17 protein-coding genes are annotated in these 13,008 nt (G+C 68.1%); 5 read left to right on the top strand and 12 right to left on the bottom strand.

Annotated features, from left to right (window positions below; all coding sequences use genetic code 11):
* Nucleotides 1-17: 17 nt before the first annotated feature.
* Nucleotides 18-410 carry a 30S ribosomal protein S9 gene (gene rpsI, locus GOY17_RS03365; protein ID WP_115841324.1) on the bottom strand — a complete coding sequence of 131 codons (393 nt, stop codon included), beginning with the start codon at nt 408-410 and terminating at the stop codon, nt 18-20.
* A gap of 26 nt (nt 411-436) precedes the next feature.
* Nucleotides 437-865 carry a 50S ribosomal protein L13 gene (rplM, locus tag GOY17_RS03360; protein WP_115841323.1) on the bottom strand — a complete coding sequence of 143 codons (429 nt, stop codon included), beginning with the start codon at nt 863-865 and terminating at the stop codon, nt 437-439.
* Between the two features lie 182 nt (nt 866-1,047).
* Between rplM and GOY17_RS03355 the strand changes: the two genes are divergently transcribed.
* A complete protein-coding gene (locus tag GOY17_RS03355) occupies nt 1,048-2,241 on the top strand; it encodes a (Fe-S)-binding protein (protein ID WP_157029330.1) in 1,194 nt (397 codons plus the stop codon).
* 9 nt (nt 2,242-2,250) lie between these two features.
* Nucleotides 2,251-2,895, top strand: coding sequence for a 2-polyprenyl-3-methyl-6-methoxy-1,4-benzoquinone monooxygenase (gene coq7, locus GOY17_RS03350; RefSeq protein WP_157029329.1), 645 nt, complete (start codon nt 2,251-2,253; stop codon nt 2,893-2,895).
* A gap of 76 nt (nt 2,896-2,971) precedes the next feature.
* Here coq7 and speD read toward each other — a convergent pair whose 3' ends face one another.
* Complete coding sequence (gene speD / locus GOY17_RS03345; RefSeq protein WP_115841320.1) at nt 2,972-3,766, bottom strand: adenosylmethionine decarboxylase; 795 nt, start codon at nt 3,764-3,766, stop codon at nt 2,972-2,974.
* Between the two features lie 272 nt (nt 3,767-4,038).
* Between speD and crp the strand changes: the two genes are divergently transcribed.
* From crp to GOY17_RS03330, 3 genes are read left to right on the top strand one after another with little or no spacing between them, the layout of a single operon-like run.
* On the top strand, nt 4,039-4,695 hold the full coding sequence (gene crp / locus GOY17_RS03340) for a cAMP-activated global transcriptional regulator CRP (RefSeq protein WP_232338648.1): 657 nt from the start codon (nt 4,039-4,041) through the stop codon (nt 4,693-4,695).
* Between the two features lie 33 nt (nt 4,696-4,728).
* Nucleotides 4,729-5,163 carry a GNAT family N-acetyltransferase gene (locus GOY17_RS03335; protein WP_269750039.1) on the top strand — a complete coding sequence of 145 codons (435 nt, stop codon included), beginning with the start codon at nt 4,729-4,731 and terminating at the stop codon, nt 5,161-5,163.
* Between the two features lie 34 nt (nt 5,164-5,197).
* Nucleotides 5,198-5,569 carry a TFIIB-type zinc ribbon-containing protein gene (locus tag GOY17_RS03330; RefSeq protein ID WP_157029327.1) on the top strand — a complete coding sequence of 124 codons (372 nt, stop codon included), beginning with the start codon at nt 5,198-5,200 and terminating at the stop codon, nt 5,567-5,569.
* 12 nt (nt 5,570-5,581) lie between these two features.
* On the opposite strand, the gene GOY17_RS03325 is transcribed toward GOY17_RS03330, so the two are convergent.
* The 9 genes from GOY17_RS03325 to GOY17_RS03285 all read right to left on the bottom strand — a co-directional run bounded on the left by GOY17_RS03325 (nt 5,582) and on the right by GOY17_RS03285 (nt 12,857).
* Nucleotides 5,582-6,370 (bottom strand): haloacid dehalogenase-like hydrolase, encoded by a 789-nt coding sequence (locus GOY17_RS03325; protein ID WP_157029326.1) that lies wholly within the window; start codon nt 6,368-6,370, stop codon nt 5,582-5,584.
* The gene (trpC, locus tag GOY17_RS03320) at nt 6,367-7,158 is read right to left on the bottom strand and encodes an indole-3-glycerol phosphate synthase TrpC (RefSeq protein ID WP_115841316.1); all 792 of its coding nucleotides are present in this window, start codon (nt 7,156-7,158) and stop codon (nt 6,367-6,369) included. The genes GOY17_RS03325 and trpC overlap by 4 nt, the downstream gene beginning before the upstream one ends.
* On the bottom strand, nt 7,155-7,511 hold the full coding sequence (locus GOY17_RS03315; protein ID WP_157029325.1) for an antibiotic biosynthesis monooxygenase family protein: 357 nt from the start codon (nt 7,509-7,511) through the stop codon (nt 7,155-7,157). The genes trpC and GOY17_RS03315 overlap by 4 nt, the downstream gene beginning before the upstream one ends.
* Nucleotides 7,511-8,557: an anthranilate phosphoribosyltransferase gene (gene trpD / locus GOY17_RS03310; protein WP_157029324.1), complete on the bottom strand. Its 1,047-nt coding sequence runs from the start codon at nt 8,555-8,557 to the stop codon at nt 7,511-7,513. Before trpD ends, GOY17_RS03315 begins: the two co-directional genes overlap by 1 nt.
* A 122-nt stretch (nt 8,558-8,679) precedes the next feature.
* Complete coding sequence (locus tag GOY17_RS03305) at nt 8,680-9,270, bottom strand: anthranilate synthase component II (protein WP_157029323.1); 591 nt, start codon at nt 9,268-9,270, stop codon at nt 8,680-8,682.
* A 244-nt stretch (nt 9,271-9,514) separates the two neighbouring features.
* Entirely contained in the window at nt 9,515-10,915 is a 1,401-nt protein-coding gene (locus tag GOY17_RS03300; RefSeq protein ID WP_157029322.1) for a sensor histidine kinase, read from the bottom strand.
* Nucleotides 10,912-11,589 (bottom strand): winged helix-turn-helix domain-containing protein, encoded by a 678-nt coding sequence (locus tag GOY17_RS03295; RefSeq protein WP_157029321.1) that lies wholly within the window; start codon nt 11,587-11,589, stop codon nt 10,912-10,914. The genes GOY17_RS03300 and GOY17_RS03295 overlap by 4 nt, the downstream gene beginning before the upstream one ends.
* Before the next feature lie 90 nt (nt 11,590-11,679).
* Nucleotides 11,680-11,874, bottom strand: a complete 195-nt coding sequence (locus GOY17_RS03290) for a hypothetical protein (protein WP_157029320.1) — start codon at nt 11,872-11,874, stop codon at nt 11,680-11,682.
* A gap of 281 nt (nt 11,875-12,155) precedes the next feature.
* On the bottom strand, nt 12,156-12,857 hold the full coding sequence (locus tag GOY17_RS03285) for a hypothetical protein (RefSeq protein WP_115841309.1): 702 nt from the start codon (nt 12,855-12,857) through the stop codon (nt 12,156-12,158).
* Between the last annotated feature and the right edge of the window lie 151 nt (nt 12,858-13,008).

Genomic DNA, 13,008 nt, shown 5'->3' with positions numbered 1-13,008 from the left:
TTGTAACCCAAAAACGATTAGCGCTTCGAGAACTGCGTAGCGCGGCGGGCCTTGTGCAGACCGACCTTCTTACGCTCGACTTCACGCGCGTCGCGGGTCATGAAGCCGGCCTTGCGCAGCTCGGTCTTCAGGGTTTCGTCGTACTCGACCAGCGCGCGGGCGATGCCCAGGCGGATCGCACCGGCCTGGCCGGTGATGCCGCCGCCGGCGACGGTGACGACGACGTCGAACTTGTCGGTCGACTGGGTGAGTTCGAGCGGCTGGCGCACGATCATGCGCGCGGTTTCGCGACCGAAGAACTCATCCAGCGGACGCTGGTTGACGGTGATGTTGCCAGCGCCCTTGCGCAGGAAAACGCGGGCGGTGGAGGACTTGCGGCGGCCGGTGCCGTAATTCTGCTGGAGTGCCATGGGATGTCTCTAGAAAAGGGTCCGGATCAGAAGTCCAGCGGCTGCGGCTGCTGGGCGGCGTGCGGGTGCTCGGAGCCCTTGTAGACCTTGAGCTTGCGGTACATGGCGCGGCCAAGCGGATTCTTCGGCAGCATGCCCTTCACGGCGATCTCGATGACGCGCTCCGGATGGCGCTCCAGCGCCTGGGCGAGCGTCTCGGTCTTGAGGTTGCCGATATAGCCGGTGAAGCGGTGGTACTGCTTGTCCTGCAGCTTCTTGCCGGTGACGGCCACCTTCTCGGCATTGATCACGATGAGGTAGTCGCCCGTATCCACGTGCGGGGTGAACACCGGCTTGTGCTTGCCGCGCAGACGGCGGGCGAGCTCGGAAGCGAGGCGGCCGAGGGTCTTGCCTTCGGCGTCTACGACGTACCAGTCACGCTGGACGGTCTCGTTCTTGGCGGTAAAAGTCTTCATGACTGGTCTTTGATGGTGTTCCGGTCGGGCTGGTTCCGTACTCGCTTCCGGCAGGGCCGGACCGGCGGAACTTCGCCACGCGTTGTCGAGGGGGTAAAACGAAGAGGCGGAATGATAGCCGGCTGTGCCGGACGCTGCAAGTCGCGGGGTTCAGCCCCTTCCGGGCCGTCTAGAATCGCGCCATGCCGCCCGCCGACCCCTCGCCACGCCACACGCACGATCCTCTGGTGGCGCTGGCCGACCGCTGCGTGCAGTGCGGATTGTGCCTGCCGGCCTGCCCGACCTACGCCGAATCCCGGCTCGAGGCCGAATCCCCCCGCGGCCGGATCGCCCTAGCCCGCGCCTGGGCACTGGAGACCATCCCGCCTACCCCGGCGGGCGAGACACATCTGGACCAGTGCCTTGGCTGCCGCAGCTGCGAGGCCGTCTGCCCCGCCGGGGTGCAATACGGCGCCCTGCTCGTCCAGGCGAGGTCGCGCCAGCGGGAGCGCCGGTCTGCCGGCTGGCGCCAGAAATCGATCGAAGCCCTCGTCGCCCGCCCAGCGTTGCTCGGCGCCCTGCTGCGAGCCTACGGGCGCGTCCATGCATGGCTGCCTGCGCAAAGGCGCCTCCTGCCGCCGCCCGCCATCGCCCCGCCGGCCGTGACCGCATTTGCGCCAGCGGAGGAGAGCGTCGCGATGTTCGTCGGCTGCGCCGCGAGCGCCTACGAAGCCGGTCTTCGCGAGTCGGTCGCGCGATGCCTTGCGATGCTGGGTGTTCGCGTCGAAACCCCGTCCGGACAGACCTGCTGCGGCAGCGTGCACGCGCATGCCGGCGACATCGAAGGCGCACAGCGCCTGGCCGCGCGGAACCGGGGCGCGTTCGAGTCGACACGCACCGTGCTCACGTTCGCGAGCGGCTGCCATGAAGCCGTTGCGCAGGCGCTGGACGGCGGCACGACGCGAACGGTCGATGCGATCGAATTCCTTGCGCGCAGGCTGCAGATGCACGGCGAACGCTGGCAATGGCGCGCCCGCCCGGAACGCATCGCGCTGCAGCTGCCCTGCACGCAACGCAACGTCGTGCGCTCGGCGGGCACGCTGCGTGCGCTGCTGGCGTCGGTGCCGGGCGTCGAGATCGTGGAACTGACCGCCTCCGGCTGCTGCGGTGCCTCGGGCGCGCAGATGCTGGAGAATCCCGCCCGCGCCGCGACGTTCCGCGCACCGCTGCTGCGCCAGTTGCAGGACAGCGGCGCGACGCGGCTGCTGAGCGCGAACCTCGGCTGCCGCCTGCACCTGGCCAACGGGACGTCGGTGCCGGTGCAACACCCGCTCGAATTCCTGGCCGAGTGCGTCGAGGCCGCGCCTTCACCGCAGGCCATTTCCCCCTCCGCGTAAACTGCCGGCATGGACACGACCCGCCAGCTCACGCCCCTCGACCGTTTCCTCAACGACACCCAGCGCGCGCTCGACACCGTCTTCGGTGCGCCCGGCGCGCAACGACCGAATCCATCCCGGGACGTCGCCCAGATCGAACTGGACGACACCGAACGCCGCCACGCGAGCGGCCTGATGCGCATCAACCACGTCGGCGAAGTCTGCGCGCAGGCGCTGTATTGCGGGCAGGCGGCGGTGGCGCGCGACGAGGCCACGCGCGCGCACCTGTTGGCTGCCGCGCAAGAAGAGACCGACCACCTCGCGTGGTGCGCCGACCGCCTGCGCGAACTCGACAGCCGCCCCAGCCTGCTCAACCCCATCTGGTACGCGGGCAGCTTCGCGATCGGCGCGCTCGCCGGCCTGCGCGGCGACGGATGGAACCTCGGCTTCGTCGTGGAAACCGAGCGCCAGGTCGAAGCCCACATCGACGAGCACCTGGATTCCCTGCCGCCAGCCGACGCGCGCAGCCGCGCGATCCTGGAAGTGATGAAGGCCGACGAAGCCCGCCACGCCGACCACGCCGAAGCCGCCGGGGCACGCGTGCTGCCGCAGCCGGTGCCGACGCTGATGGCCGCGGCATCGAAGGTGATGAAGGCGGTCGCGTACCGGATCTGACGCCCGACGCGCCCCCGCGGTCGCAATGAAAAAGGCCCGCACTGCGGGCCTTTTTGCATCACGGCGAAAAACGGCCTCAGTCGGCCAGGTTGCGCCCGTGGTAGAGCTCTTCGATCTCGCGCTTCAGGCGCGCCTCGATCTTCATGCGCTCCTTGAACGAGAGGTTCTTGGCCTTTTCCTCGAACAGGTAGGTGTCGAGGTCGAACTCCTTCAGGTGCATCTTCGTGTGGAAGATGTTTTCCTGGTAGACGTTCACGTCGATCATCTCGTAGCGCGACTTGATGTTCTTCGCCAGGTAGTCCTGGATCGAATTGATCTTGTGGTCGATGAAGTGCTTCTTGCCCTTGATGTCGCGGGTGAAGCCGCGCACCCGGTAATCCATGATGACGATGTCGGATTCCAGACTTTCGATCAGGTAGTTCAGCGCCTTCAGCGGCGAGATCACGCCGCAGGTCGCCACGTCGATGTCGGCGCGGAAGGTCGCGATGCCGTTGTCCGGATGCGTTTCCGGATACGTGTGCACCGTGATGTGCGACTTGTCCATGTGCGCCACGACCGCGTCGGAGATGATCTCCTTGCCGGCGTCCTTCTTGTCGATCACCGGTTCCTCGGAAATGAGGATGGTCACCGACGCGCCCTGCGGGTCGTAGTCCTGGCGGGCGATGTTGAGGATGTTGGCACCGATGATCTCGGCGACATCCGTCAGTATCTGGGTCAAACGGTCGGCGTTGTACGCCTCGTCGATGTATTCGATGTAACGACGACGCTCGTCCTCCGACGCCGCGAAGCAGACGTCGTAAATATTGAACGAGAGGGCCTTGGTGAGGTTGTTGAAACCTTGCAACCTCAGGCGAGGCAACGGCTTGACCACGGCAGTGAGATCCCGGGAGGGCGGCGGAGGGTCGCGATTATGCGGCACAAACCGTTACGGGGGAACGCGTTGGCCCGGGAGGCCCTCCAGGGCCCCCGATTCAGGCGGCCGGCGTGAAGACGCGGCCGAATCTGCTTCCCGTCACAGGTTAGAGTCCACGGTAGTGACGTACTGGGGCGGATATTTGCCCAATGCGTTACTTCACCCTAAGCTCGACCGATCACAAGACCTTCACGACCATGTCCGCAAACCCGGCTGCAAACACACCTGCCATGCGTCGCACCAACAGCCCGCTGCTGCCGGACGGTGCAACGATCGAACGCTTCCTCGCCCACTGCCATCGCCGCCGCTACCCGTCGCGGACCGATGTGTTCCGCCCGGGGGACCCGGCGAGCACGCTTTACTACATCGTGTCCGGTTCCGTGAGCATCATCACGGAAGAGGAAGACGGCCGCGAGCTGGTCCTGGGCTACTTCGGCCCCGGCGAATTCGTCGGCGAGCTGGGCCTGTTCATCGCCAGCGACCAGCGCGAGGTGATCCTGCGCACACGCAGCACCTGCGAGCTGGCCGAAATCGGCCACGAGCGCCTCTATGACCTGCTGCTCACCCGCCTGTCGCTGGATGCGCCGAAGCTGCTGTACGCCATCGGCGCGCAGATTTCCCGTCGTTTACTGGACACCAGCAGGAAAGCCGGCCGCCTGGCGTTCCTCGACGTGACCGACCGCATCGTCCGCGCCCTGCATGATCTGGCCAAGGAGCCGGAGGCCATGAGCCACCCGCAGGGCACCCAGATCCGCGTCTCGCGCCAGGAGCTCTCGCGCCTGGTGGGCTGCTCGCGCGAAATGGCCGGCCGCGTGCTCAAGAAGCTCCAGGCCGACGGCAAGCTGCACGCGCGCGGCAAGACGGTCGTCCTCTACGGAACGCGCTGACGCGTGGGTCGGGCCAACGCACCCGATGAAGCCGTGACGGCCCGGGTGCGCCAAGCCGAACTGGGCGACGCGAGCGACGTCGCCCGCCTGCTGGGGGAACTCGGCTATCCCTGCACCCGGGACGAAGCCGCCGAACGCATCGCCGTCGTCCGGCACGACCCGCGCCAGCACCTGCTGCTGGCCGAGATCGACGGGGACGCCAGCGGCCTGATCTCGCTCTACACGCTCTATTCGGTCGTCCACGGCTACGAGCTGGCGCGCATCACCGGCCTGGTCGTGCTGCCGGAAGAACAGGGGAAAGGCGTCGGCAAGCGCCTGTTGCGCGAAGTCGAATCGATCTGCCGCCGTTACGGCGTGCGGCGCATCGAAGTCACCAGCAATGCCAGCCGCACCGACGCGCACGCCTTCTACCGGCAATGCGGCTATCTGGACGGGTCGATGCGTTTCGTGAAGTCGCTTGGCGACTGACCAGACGACCGACCAGATCATCAGGGGGATCCACATGCAGTGCCCGAAGTGCAATTCGCCGATGGAGCCCATCGAGCTCCTTTCTTCGCTGTCGCAGCGTTGCACGCAGTGCAAGGGCCTGTGGCTGACGATGGGCGAGAACCGCCTGCTCAAGGCCGAAGCCGAACGCGTGGACATCGGCGATGTGCAGGTCGGCGAGCACTACAACCACATCGACCGCATCAAGTGCCCGGTCTGCTTCGACCGCCAGCTGGTGCGCATGGTCGATGCGCAGCAGCCGCACATCTGGTTCGAAAGCTGCAGCAACTGCTTCGGACGCTTCTACGACGCCGGCGAGTTCCGCGACTACGCCGAGCACACGCTGCGCGATTTCTTCCTGGACCTGGACGCGCCCGAACGCGTGTGAAGCGCGCGGCGATCAGCCCTGCACGGGGTCGCCGCCGCGCTCCTTGCATCCCCAGTTGAGGATCGGCGTGCCGGGCGGCAACACGCGCCGGAACATCGCCACGCGACGGCGCTTGGGATTGACCACCACCGGCTTGCGCGCGGCCTTGAGCAGCGGCAGATCCGCGCTGCTGTCCGAGTACGCGACGGCGATCTGGTCGTAGCCGGCGTCCCAGATCATCCGCATCTTGTTCTCGTGGTGGCAGTGCTCGACGGTGATCATGCCGCCGAGGAACGGCCCGCCGATGCTGCCGATCACCGGCAGGTCCTCGTGCGCCACGAAGTCGAGGATCGCGCGCGCCAGCTCCGGCGCGGCGCCGGTGGCGATGATCACGCGATCGCCCGCATCGCGATGCTTCTGCAGCACCTTCAGCGCGATCGGCAGCAGGCGACCGCGGATCTCCTTCGCGTGCTTGCGCACGTAGAGATCGATCAACCGGTCCATGTCGTGGCGGCGGTGGGTGCCGAAGGTCGCGATCCACAGGTAGACGGAGATCGCATGGCGGCGCGTCGGCAGCCACGCGATCAGCGGCAGCAGCAGCGGCGACAGCGCGATCGCGGCCACGACGCGCGCCCAGTCGCGCCTGATCAGCCAAAGCACGAGATGGCTGCCGGAGTCGCCGTCGTACAGCGTGTGGTCGAAGTCGAACACGACCAGCGGCGCGTACGGGCGCTTGCCGGTGGCGGACTCGCCCGTCGTCGCGACGGCGGCCGCACCCGGCAGGTGGTCGACGCCTTCGGGCACCCGTCCGGTCGTGCTCATGCGGCGAACAGGCGCTGCAGCGCGGCGCCGGGTTCGGCTTCGCGCATGAAGGATTCGCCGACCAGGAAGGTCTGCACGCCGGCCGCGCGCATCTTCGCGACGTCGGCCTGCGTGGCGATGCCGCTTTCGGTCACCAGCGTGCGGTCGCGCGGCACGGCGTTCTGCAGTTCGAGCGTGGTGTCGAGCGACACCTCGAACGTGCGCAGGTTGCGGTTGTTCACGCCGATGAGCTCGCAGTCGGTCTGCAGCGCGCGCTCGAGTTCGTCGATGTCGTGCACTTCCACCAGTACGTCCATGCCGAGCTCCATGGCGAGGTTCGCCATCTCGACCATCTGGCCGTCTTCCAGCGCGGCGACAATCAGCAGGATCGCGTCGGCGCCGATCACGCGCGCTTCGTAGACCTGGTACGGATCGATGGTGAAATCCTTGCGCAGCACCGGCAGCGAGCACGCGGCGCGCGCCTCGCCCAGGTACAGGTTGCTGCCCTGGAAGAAGTCGACGTCCGTCAGCACCGACAGGCACGCCGCGCCACCGGCCTCGTAGCTGCGCGCGATCTGCGCCGGATGGAAATCCTTGCGGATCAGCCCTTTCGACGGGCTGGCCTTCTTCACTTCGGCGATCACCGCCGCCTCGCCTGCCGCGTGCTTGCGGCGGATCGCGTCGACGAAACCGCGCGTGGGCGGCTGCTGCAGCGCACGGGCGCGCATGTCTTCGAGCGGCCGCACGCGGCTGCGCTGCTGGATCTCCTCGACCTTGCGGGCCAGGATCGTGTTGAGGATGTCGCTCATTCGGAAGGCTTGGAGTGCATTGCGGGCTTGCCGTAAGCGCGTTCGACCTTGGCCACGCGCAGTTCGTAGTGTTCGTACCAGTGCACGCGGCCGTGCGCGCGCGTGGCGGCGTGTTCGGCGTGCTGCCGCCACGCGGCGATGGACGCTTCGCTGTCCCAGTAGGAGACGGTGATGCCGAATCCGTCCGCGCCGCGCGTCGATTCCACGCCGAGAAATCCCGGCTGCGACGACGCCAGTTCGACCATGCGCTGCGCCGCTTCGCCGTAGCCGGCGTCGTCCTGTGCGTTGCGGCGCGAGGAGAAGATCACCGCGTAATACGGCGGCGCGGGCAGGCGGGCGAACGCGTCGTCCATCACGCACCCACCGGTTCGCCGGCGAGTTCGCGCGTGGTCGCGACGAACTCCTCCAGCTTGTGCTTCGCCGCGCCGGACGCCAGCGCCGCGCGGGCGCGCTCGATGCCCTCGGCGATGCTGTCGGCGACGCCAGCGGCGTAGATCGCGGCACCTGCGTTGAGCGCGACGATCTCGCGCGGCAGGCCGGCTTCATCGTTCAGCGCCTGCATCAGCAGGATTTTCGATTCGGCCGCGTCGTTCACGCGCAGGTTGCGGCTGGCGGCCATCGCGATGCCGAAGTCCTCCGGATGGACTTCGTATTCGCGCACCGCGCCGTCGCGCAGCTCGCCGACGAGGCTGCCGGCACCGAGCGACAGCTCGTCCATGCCGTCGCGGCCCCACACCACCAGCGCGCGCTTCGCGCCCAGTTCCTGCAGCACGCGCACCTGGATGCCGACGAGGTCGGGATGGAACACGCCCATGAGGATGCTCGGCGCGCCGGCGGGATTGGTCAGCGGGCCGAGGATGTTGAACATCGTGCGCACGCCCATTTCGCGGCGCACAGGCGCGACGACCTTCATCGCCGGATGGTGGATCGGCGCAAACATGAAGCCGATGCCGCAGCGTTCGATGCAGCGCGCGACCTGTTCGGGCTGCAGTTCGATCGATGCGCCGAGCGCTTCGAGCGCATCGGCGCTGCCGGACTTCGACGACACGCTGCGGTTGCCGTGCTTGGCGACCTTCGCGCCCGCGGCGGCGACCACGAACATGCTCGCGGTGGAGATGTTGAACGTGTTGGCGCCATCGCCGCCGGTGCCGACGATGTCGACGAGGTTCTCGCGATCGTCGACGTCCACCGGCCGCGCGAACTCGCGCAGCACCGTCGCCGCGCCGGCGATCTCGCCGACGGTTTCCTTCTTCACCCGCAGCCCGGTCAGGATCGCCGCCGTCATCGCCGGCGAGACTTCGCCGCGCATGATCATGCGCATCAGCTCGACCATCTCGTCGTGGAAGATCTCACGATGCTCGATGGTGCGTTGCAGGGCTTCTTGCGGGGTGATGGGCATGGGCGTGGCGATCGGGGGCGTGGCGGGACGGAGCGGGCCTCAGGGCCGGGGAAACCGAAACGATAGCAGCTGGCGCGCCGAGGCCGTGGCGTTTGGCAACGGGCGCCTGGTGCGCGTGGCGGTCATCGCTCCAGGAAATTCTTCAGCAGCGCGTGGCCGTGTTCGGTGAGGATCGACTCGGGGTGGAACTGCACGCCTTCCACCGGATGCTCGCGGTGACGCAGGCCCATGATCTCGTCGAAGGCGGGCGCGCCGTCCTCGCCGTCGACCTCGGTCCAGGCGGTGATTTCCAGGCAATCGGGCAACGTTTCGCGCGACACGACCAGCGAGTGGTAGCGCGTGGCCTCGTAGCCGTCGGGCAGCCCGGCGAACACGCCGCGGCCTTCGTGGCGGATGCGCGAGGTCTTGCCGTGCATGATCCGCTTGGCGCGCACGACGTCGCCGCCGTAGGCCTGCCCCAGGCTCTGGTGACCCAGGCACACGCCGAACACCGGGATGCGCGGGCCGAGTTCGCGGATCACGTCCACCGACACGCCCGCCTCGTTCGGCGTGCACGGGCCGGGCGAGACGACGATGCGCTCGGGTGAAAGGGCCTCGATCTGCGCGACGGACAGCTCGTCGTTGCGGATCACCTTCACCTCGGCGCCCAGCGCCTGCAGGTACTGCACGAGGTTGTAGGTAAAGCTGTCGTAGTTGTCGATCATCAACAGCATCGGCGCGGGCTCGGCATGGGGTTGGACGCAACGCGATTATCCCGCGCGGCGGCGGGCCGGCGGGGTCGGTGCTTGGGTTCGGGGTGGGACGCGGCCGATGCGGCCGGCGTGGAGTCAGTGCGTGGGGCGGGAAACACTCGGCAGTTCCTTGGACGACAACGAGGGGCGGACGGCAGCCAACGGCCACCATCGCCAACCCAGGTCGGCTTTTCGGAACTGCGGGGAGGAACGCACGATCATGGCCCTACTCTAGCGGCTCGGCCGGCGCGATGCGACCCGGCGCGCCCGCCAAGGGCAGCGTCACCTGCACGCGCAGGCCCGGCGCGCGGTCGATCAGCTCGATCCGGCCGCCGTGGCGATGCACGATCGCCCGCACCAGGCTCAGCCCCAGACCGCTTCCCGGTGTGCCGCGATGGGATTCCAGCCGCTGGAACCGGTCGAACACGCGTTCGCGGTCGGCTTCGGGAATGCCCGGGCCGCCATCGTCCACGCGCAGCACGGCCGCCTCGCCCACGTGGAGAGACAGCCCGACCTCGCTGCCTTCGGGCGCGTACTTGAGCGCGTTGTCGAGCAGGTTCACCAGCATCTGGAACAACTGGTCGCGATCACCGCGCACGAGCGCCGGCTCCAGCGACAGCGCCAGGCGCACCGAGCGCTCGGCGCCGATGGGCGTGTACATCTCGGCGGCGTCGGCGGCCAGCGCCGAGAGGTCCAGCTCCGGTCCCTCGCCCGCCGGCGGCTGCGCTTCGATGCGCGCCAGCCGCAGCAGCGCGCCGAACGTGGTGAGCAGGTGGTCGGTTTCCTGCACGGCGCCGTCGAGCGCCGCGCGTTCGGCCGGCGTCGCGCCGCTGCGATGGCGCAGGTCCTCCAGGCGATTGCGCAGCCGCGTCAGCGGCGTGCGCAGGTCGTGCGCGATGTGGTCGGTCGCGTGGCGCACGCCGCCGAGCAGTTCCTCGATGCGATCGAGCATCGCGTTGAAGCGCCGCCCGAGGCGATCGAACGCGTCGCCGCTGCCGTCCAGCGGCACGCGCAGCCCCAGTTCGCCGCCGCCGACGCGCGCGGCGGTGCGATCCAGATGGCCGAGCCGGTGCGACACCCAGCGCGACGTCAGCCAGCCGGCGAGCGCGCCGAGCGTCGCCGCGACCGCCAGCGCCACCAGCGCCGTGCGCAGCATCAGCGCGAGGAAGCGATCCTGCGACTGCAACCGCAGCCCGGTCAGCAAGGTCTCGCCGTTCGGCAACGGTTGCAGCTGTGCGAGCACGCGACGCGACTGCGTGCCGTCGCCCGGCACTGCATCGCCGGCGAGTTCGAACGTCGTCCATCGCACGCCGCGAGCGGCATGCAGCGCGGGAATATCGCCCGCTTCGACGCGTCCATCCGCGCCGATCAACGCGTACACCGCGTCGGGATCGTCCGGCGCGTCGAGGCGATCGCGCAGCTCCTGCACGAGTGCGGCGCGCCCGCCATCGCGCTGCAGTTGCATCAGTCCCGCCGAATCGGTGCGCACCAGCTCGCGCGCATCCTGCAGCAGCAGCGTGGACACCGCGACGTAGACGCCCGCGCCCAGCAGCACGAACGCGAGCAGGAACGCACCCATCACCGCGAGCGCCAGGCGCGTACTGGTGGAGCGCAGCGGGCCCGTCATTCGCCCAGCCGGTAGCCGGCGCCGCGCACGGTGTGCAGCAGCGGGCGCTCGAAGCCGTGGTCGATCTTCTGCCGCAGCCGGCTGATGTGCACGTCGATGACGTTGGTCTGCGGATCGAAGTGGTAGTCCCACACCGCTTCGAGCAGCATCGTGCGCGTGACGACGCGACCGGCCTGGCGCATCAGGTATTCGAGCAGGCGGAATTCTCGCGGCTGCAGTTCGATGCGCTTGCCGGCGCGGCGTGCGTCGCGGCCGAGCAGATCGAGTTCGAGATCGCCGACCGAAAGCCGCGTGGGTTCGCGCTGCGCCTGTTCGCGCTCGCGGCGCACGATGCTGTCCAGGCGCGCGCTCAGTTCGGAATAGGCGAAGGGTTTGACGAGGTAATCGTCGGCGCCGGCGCGCAGGCCTTCGACGCGATGATCGACCTCGCCCAGCGCGGTGAGCAGCAGCAGCGGCGTGCGATTGCCGGCGCCGCGCAGCGTCTGCAGCAGCACCAGGCCGTCGAGCGCGGGCAGCATGCGATCGAGCACGATCGCGTCGAAGCTCTCGGTCGTCGCCAGGAACAAGCCCTGCCTGCCGTCGCCGGCGTGTTCGACCGTATGCCCGTCCTCGCGCAGGCCCTTGCCGATGAAGGCCGCGGTGTGGGGATCGTCTTCGATCAGCAGGACGCGCATGGGAACTCCGGAATGCAAAAAAGGATACCCCGGCGGTGCGCACCGTCGGGGTATCCGCCCGCGTTGCACGGGCTCCGGGGACGATGGGGATCAGCCCTTCTTGGCGTCGCTCTTGGTGGCGGGAGCGGCAGCCTTCTTGCTGGCGTGCTTGTGCTTGGAGACCGTGCCCTTGGCCGGGGCGGTCGACGAGGCCGGGGCGGCCGGCGCGGTGCTCGGCGGGGCGGCCAGGGCGGAACCGGCCAGTGCGGTCAGGGCGACGGCGAACAGGGACTTGCGCAGGTTCATGGGGTGACTCCTTGGTAAGACGCGGGTGACTCGGACGAGGGATCTTCGTTCGGTCGGGAACTGCCTTCCCGACCGCAGGATCAGACTGCGCCCGCGCGGCTCACCGGAGGATTTCCGGGGGATTAACTATCGGTAATGTTTCGGGCGACATGGCGCGTCGATTGCCGTCCCGTCATCCCGGCGAACGCCGGGACCCAGGCCCGATACGGTTCCGTCGAAGTGCCGGCTTCCTTCGGCTGACGTAACAGCCTGGATCGCGGCTTTCGCCGGGATGACGGACTTCAAGCCACCCCGCTCCCCCGCCGCAACGGCACCGGTGCGGTCGCGATGCGCGCCTTCAGATCGGCCATCGTTCCCGGCAGCACGACGAGGTAATTGATCAGCTGTTCGGCCAGTTCCAGCAGCAGTTCGGCGTTGGCCTTGTCGATCGTCGTCTCGTCCTCGAACTGACGTCCGAACGTGCCGCTGGGTGCGAGCAGCTGTGCGATGTCCTGCAAGGGTCGCGACAGGTCCACGTCGTGCGGCAGTGCTTCGAGCTTGCGTGTCAGCGACAGCTCGGCCTTGTCGTCGGCGAGCATGCGCGCCGTCAATCCGCCGAGCAGATGCCGCACGATCAGCGAACTCGCACCCCACTCGGCGTGGTTGTACAGCTTCAACGCGGATTCGTAGCTGCGCGCGAGCGGCGCCGACATCGCATGCAGGTGTTCGACACCCGCCATCGGCTCGCGTCCGCCGGAGCCAGGATGGCAGAACAACCCGTTCGCCTGGTTCGTGCCGTCGGCGTCGAGCAACTGCACGAACAGCACCGTGCGCTCGCAACGCGTGCATTCCAGTTCGCTGGCCGCCAGTTGCCGGCCGTGCTCCTGCCATGGACGGGCCTCGAAGACCGATTCCTTCAGGCAATGCGGGCAGAGGATTTCGACGGTGCGGGGGAACGTGTTCGAGAAACGCGACTGGACGAGAGCATCGTGGACGAGCTGCATGGCCGTCTCCTTCCCGCGTTGTCGATGTCGATGACACCGTGCCCGGCAGTGAAGCGCGCCGTTTGTGAAATTAACGTTGCGGATGCGGACTTCCGGCCGCGGGGTCGCACGCAGTGAACGCCGCGTGAGAACAGCCGGGGTAACGCATCAC

This window comes from Lysobacter soli (assembly GCF_009755585.1).
Lineage (GTDB): Bacteria > Pseudomonadota > Gammaproteobacteria > Xanthomonadales > Xanthomonadaceae > Lysobacter_J > Lysobacter_J soli.
Note: the sequence above shows the minus strand (reverse complement) of the source record. Positions and strands in the feature narration are given on the sequence as shown.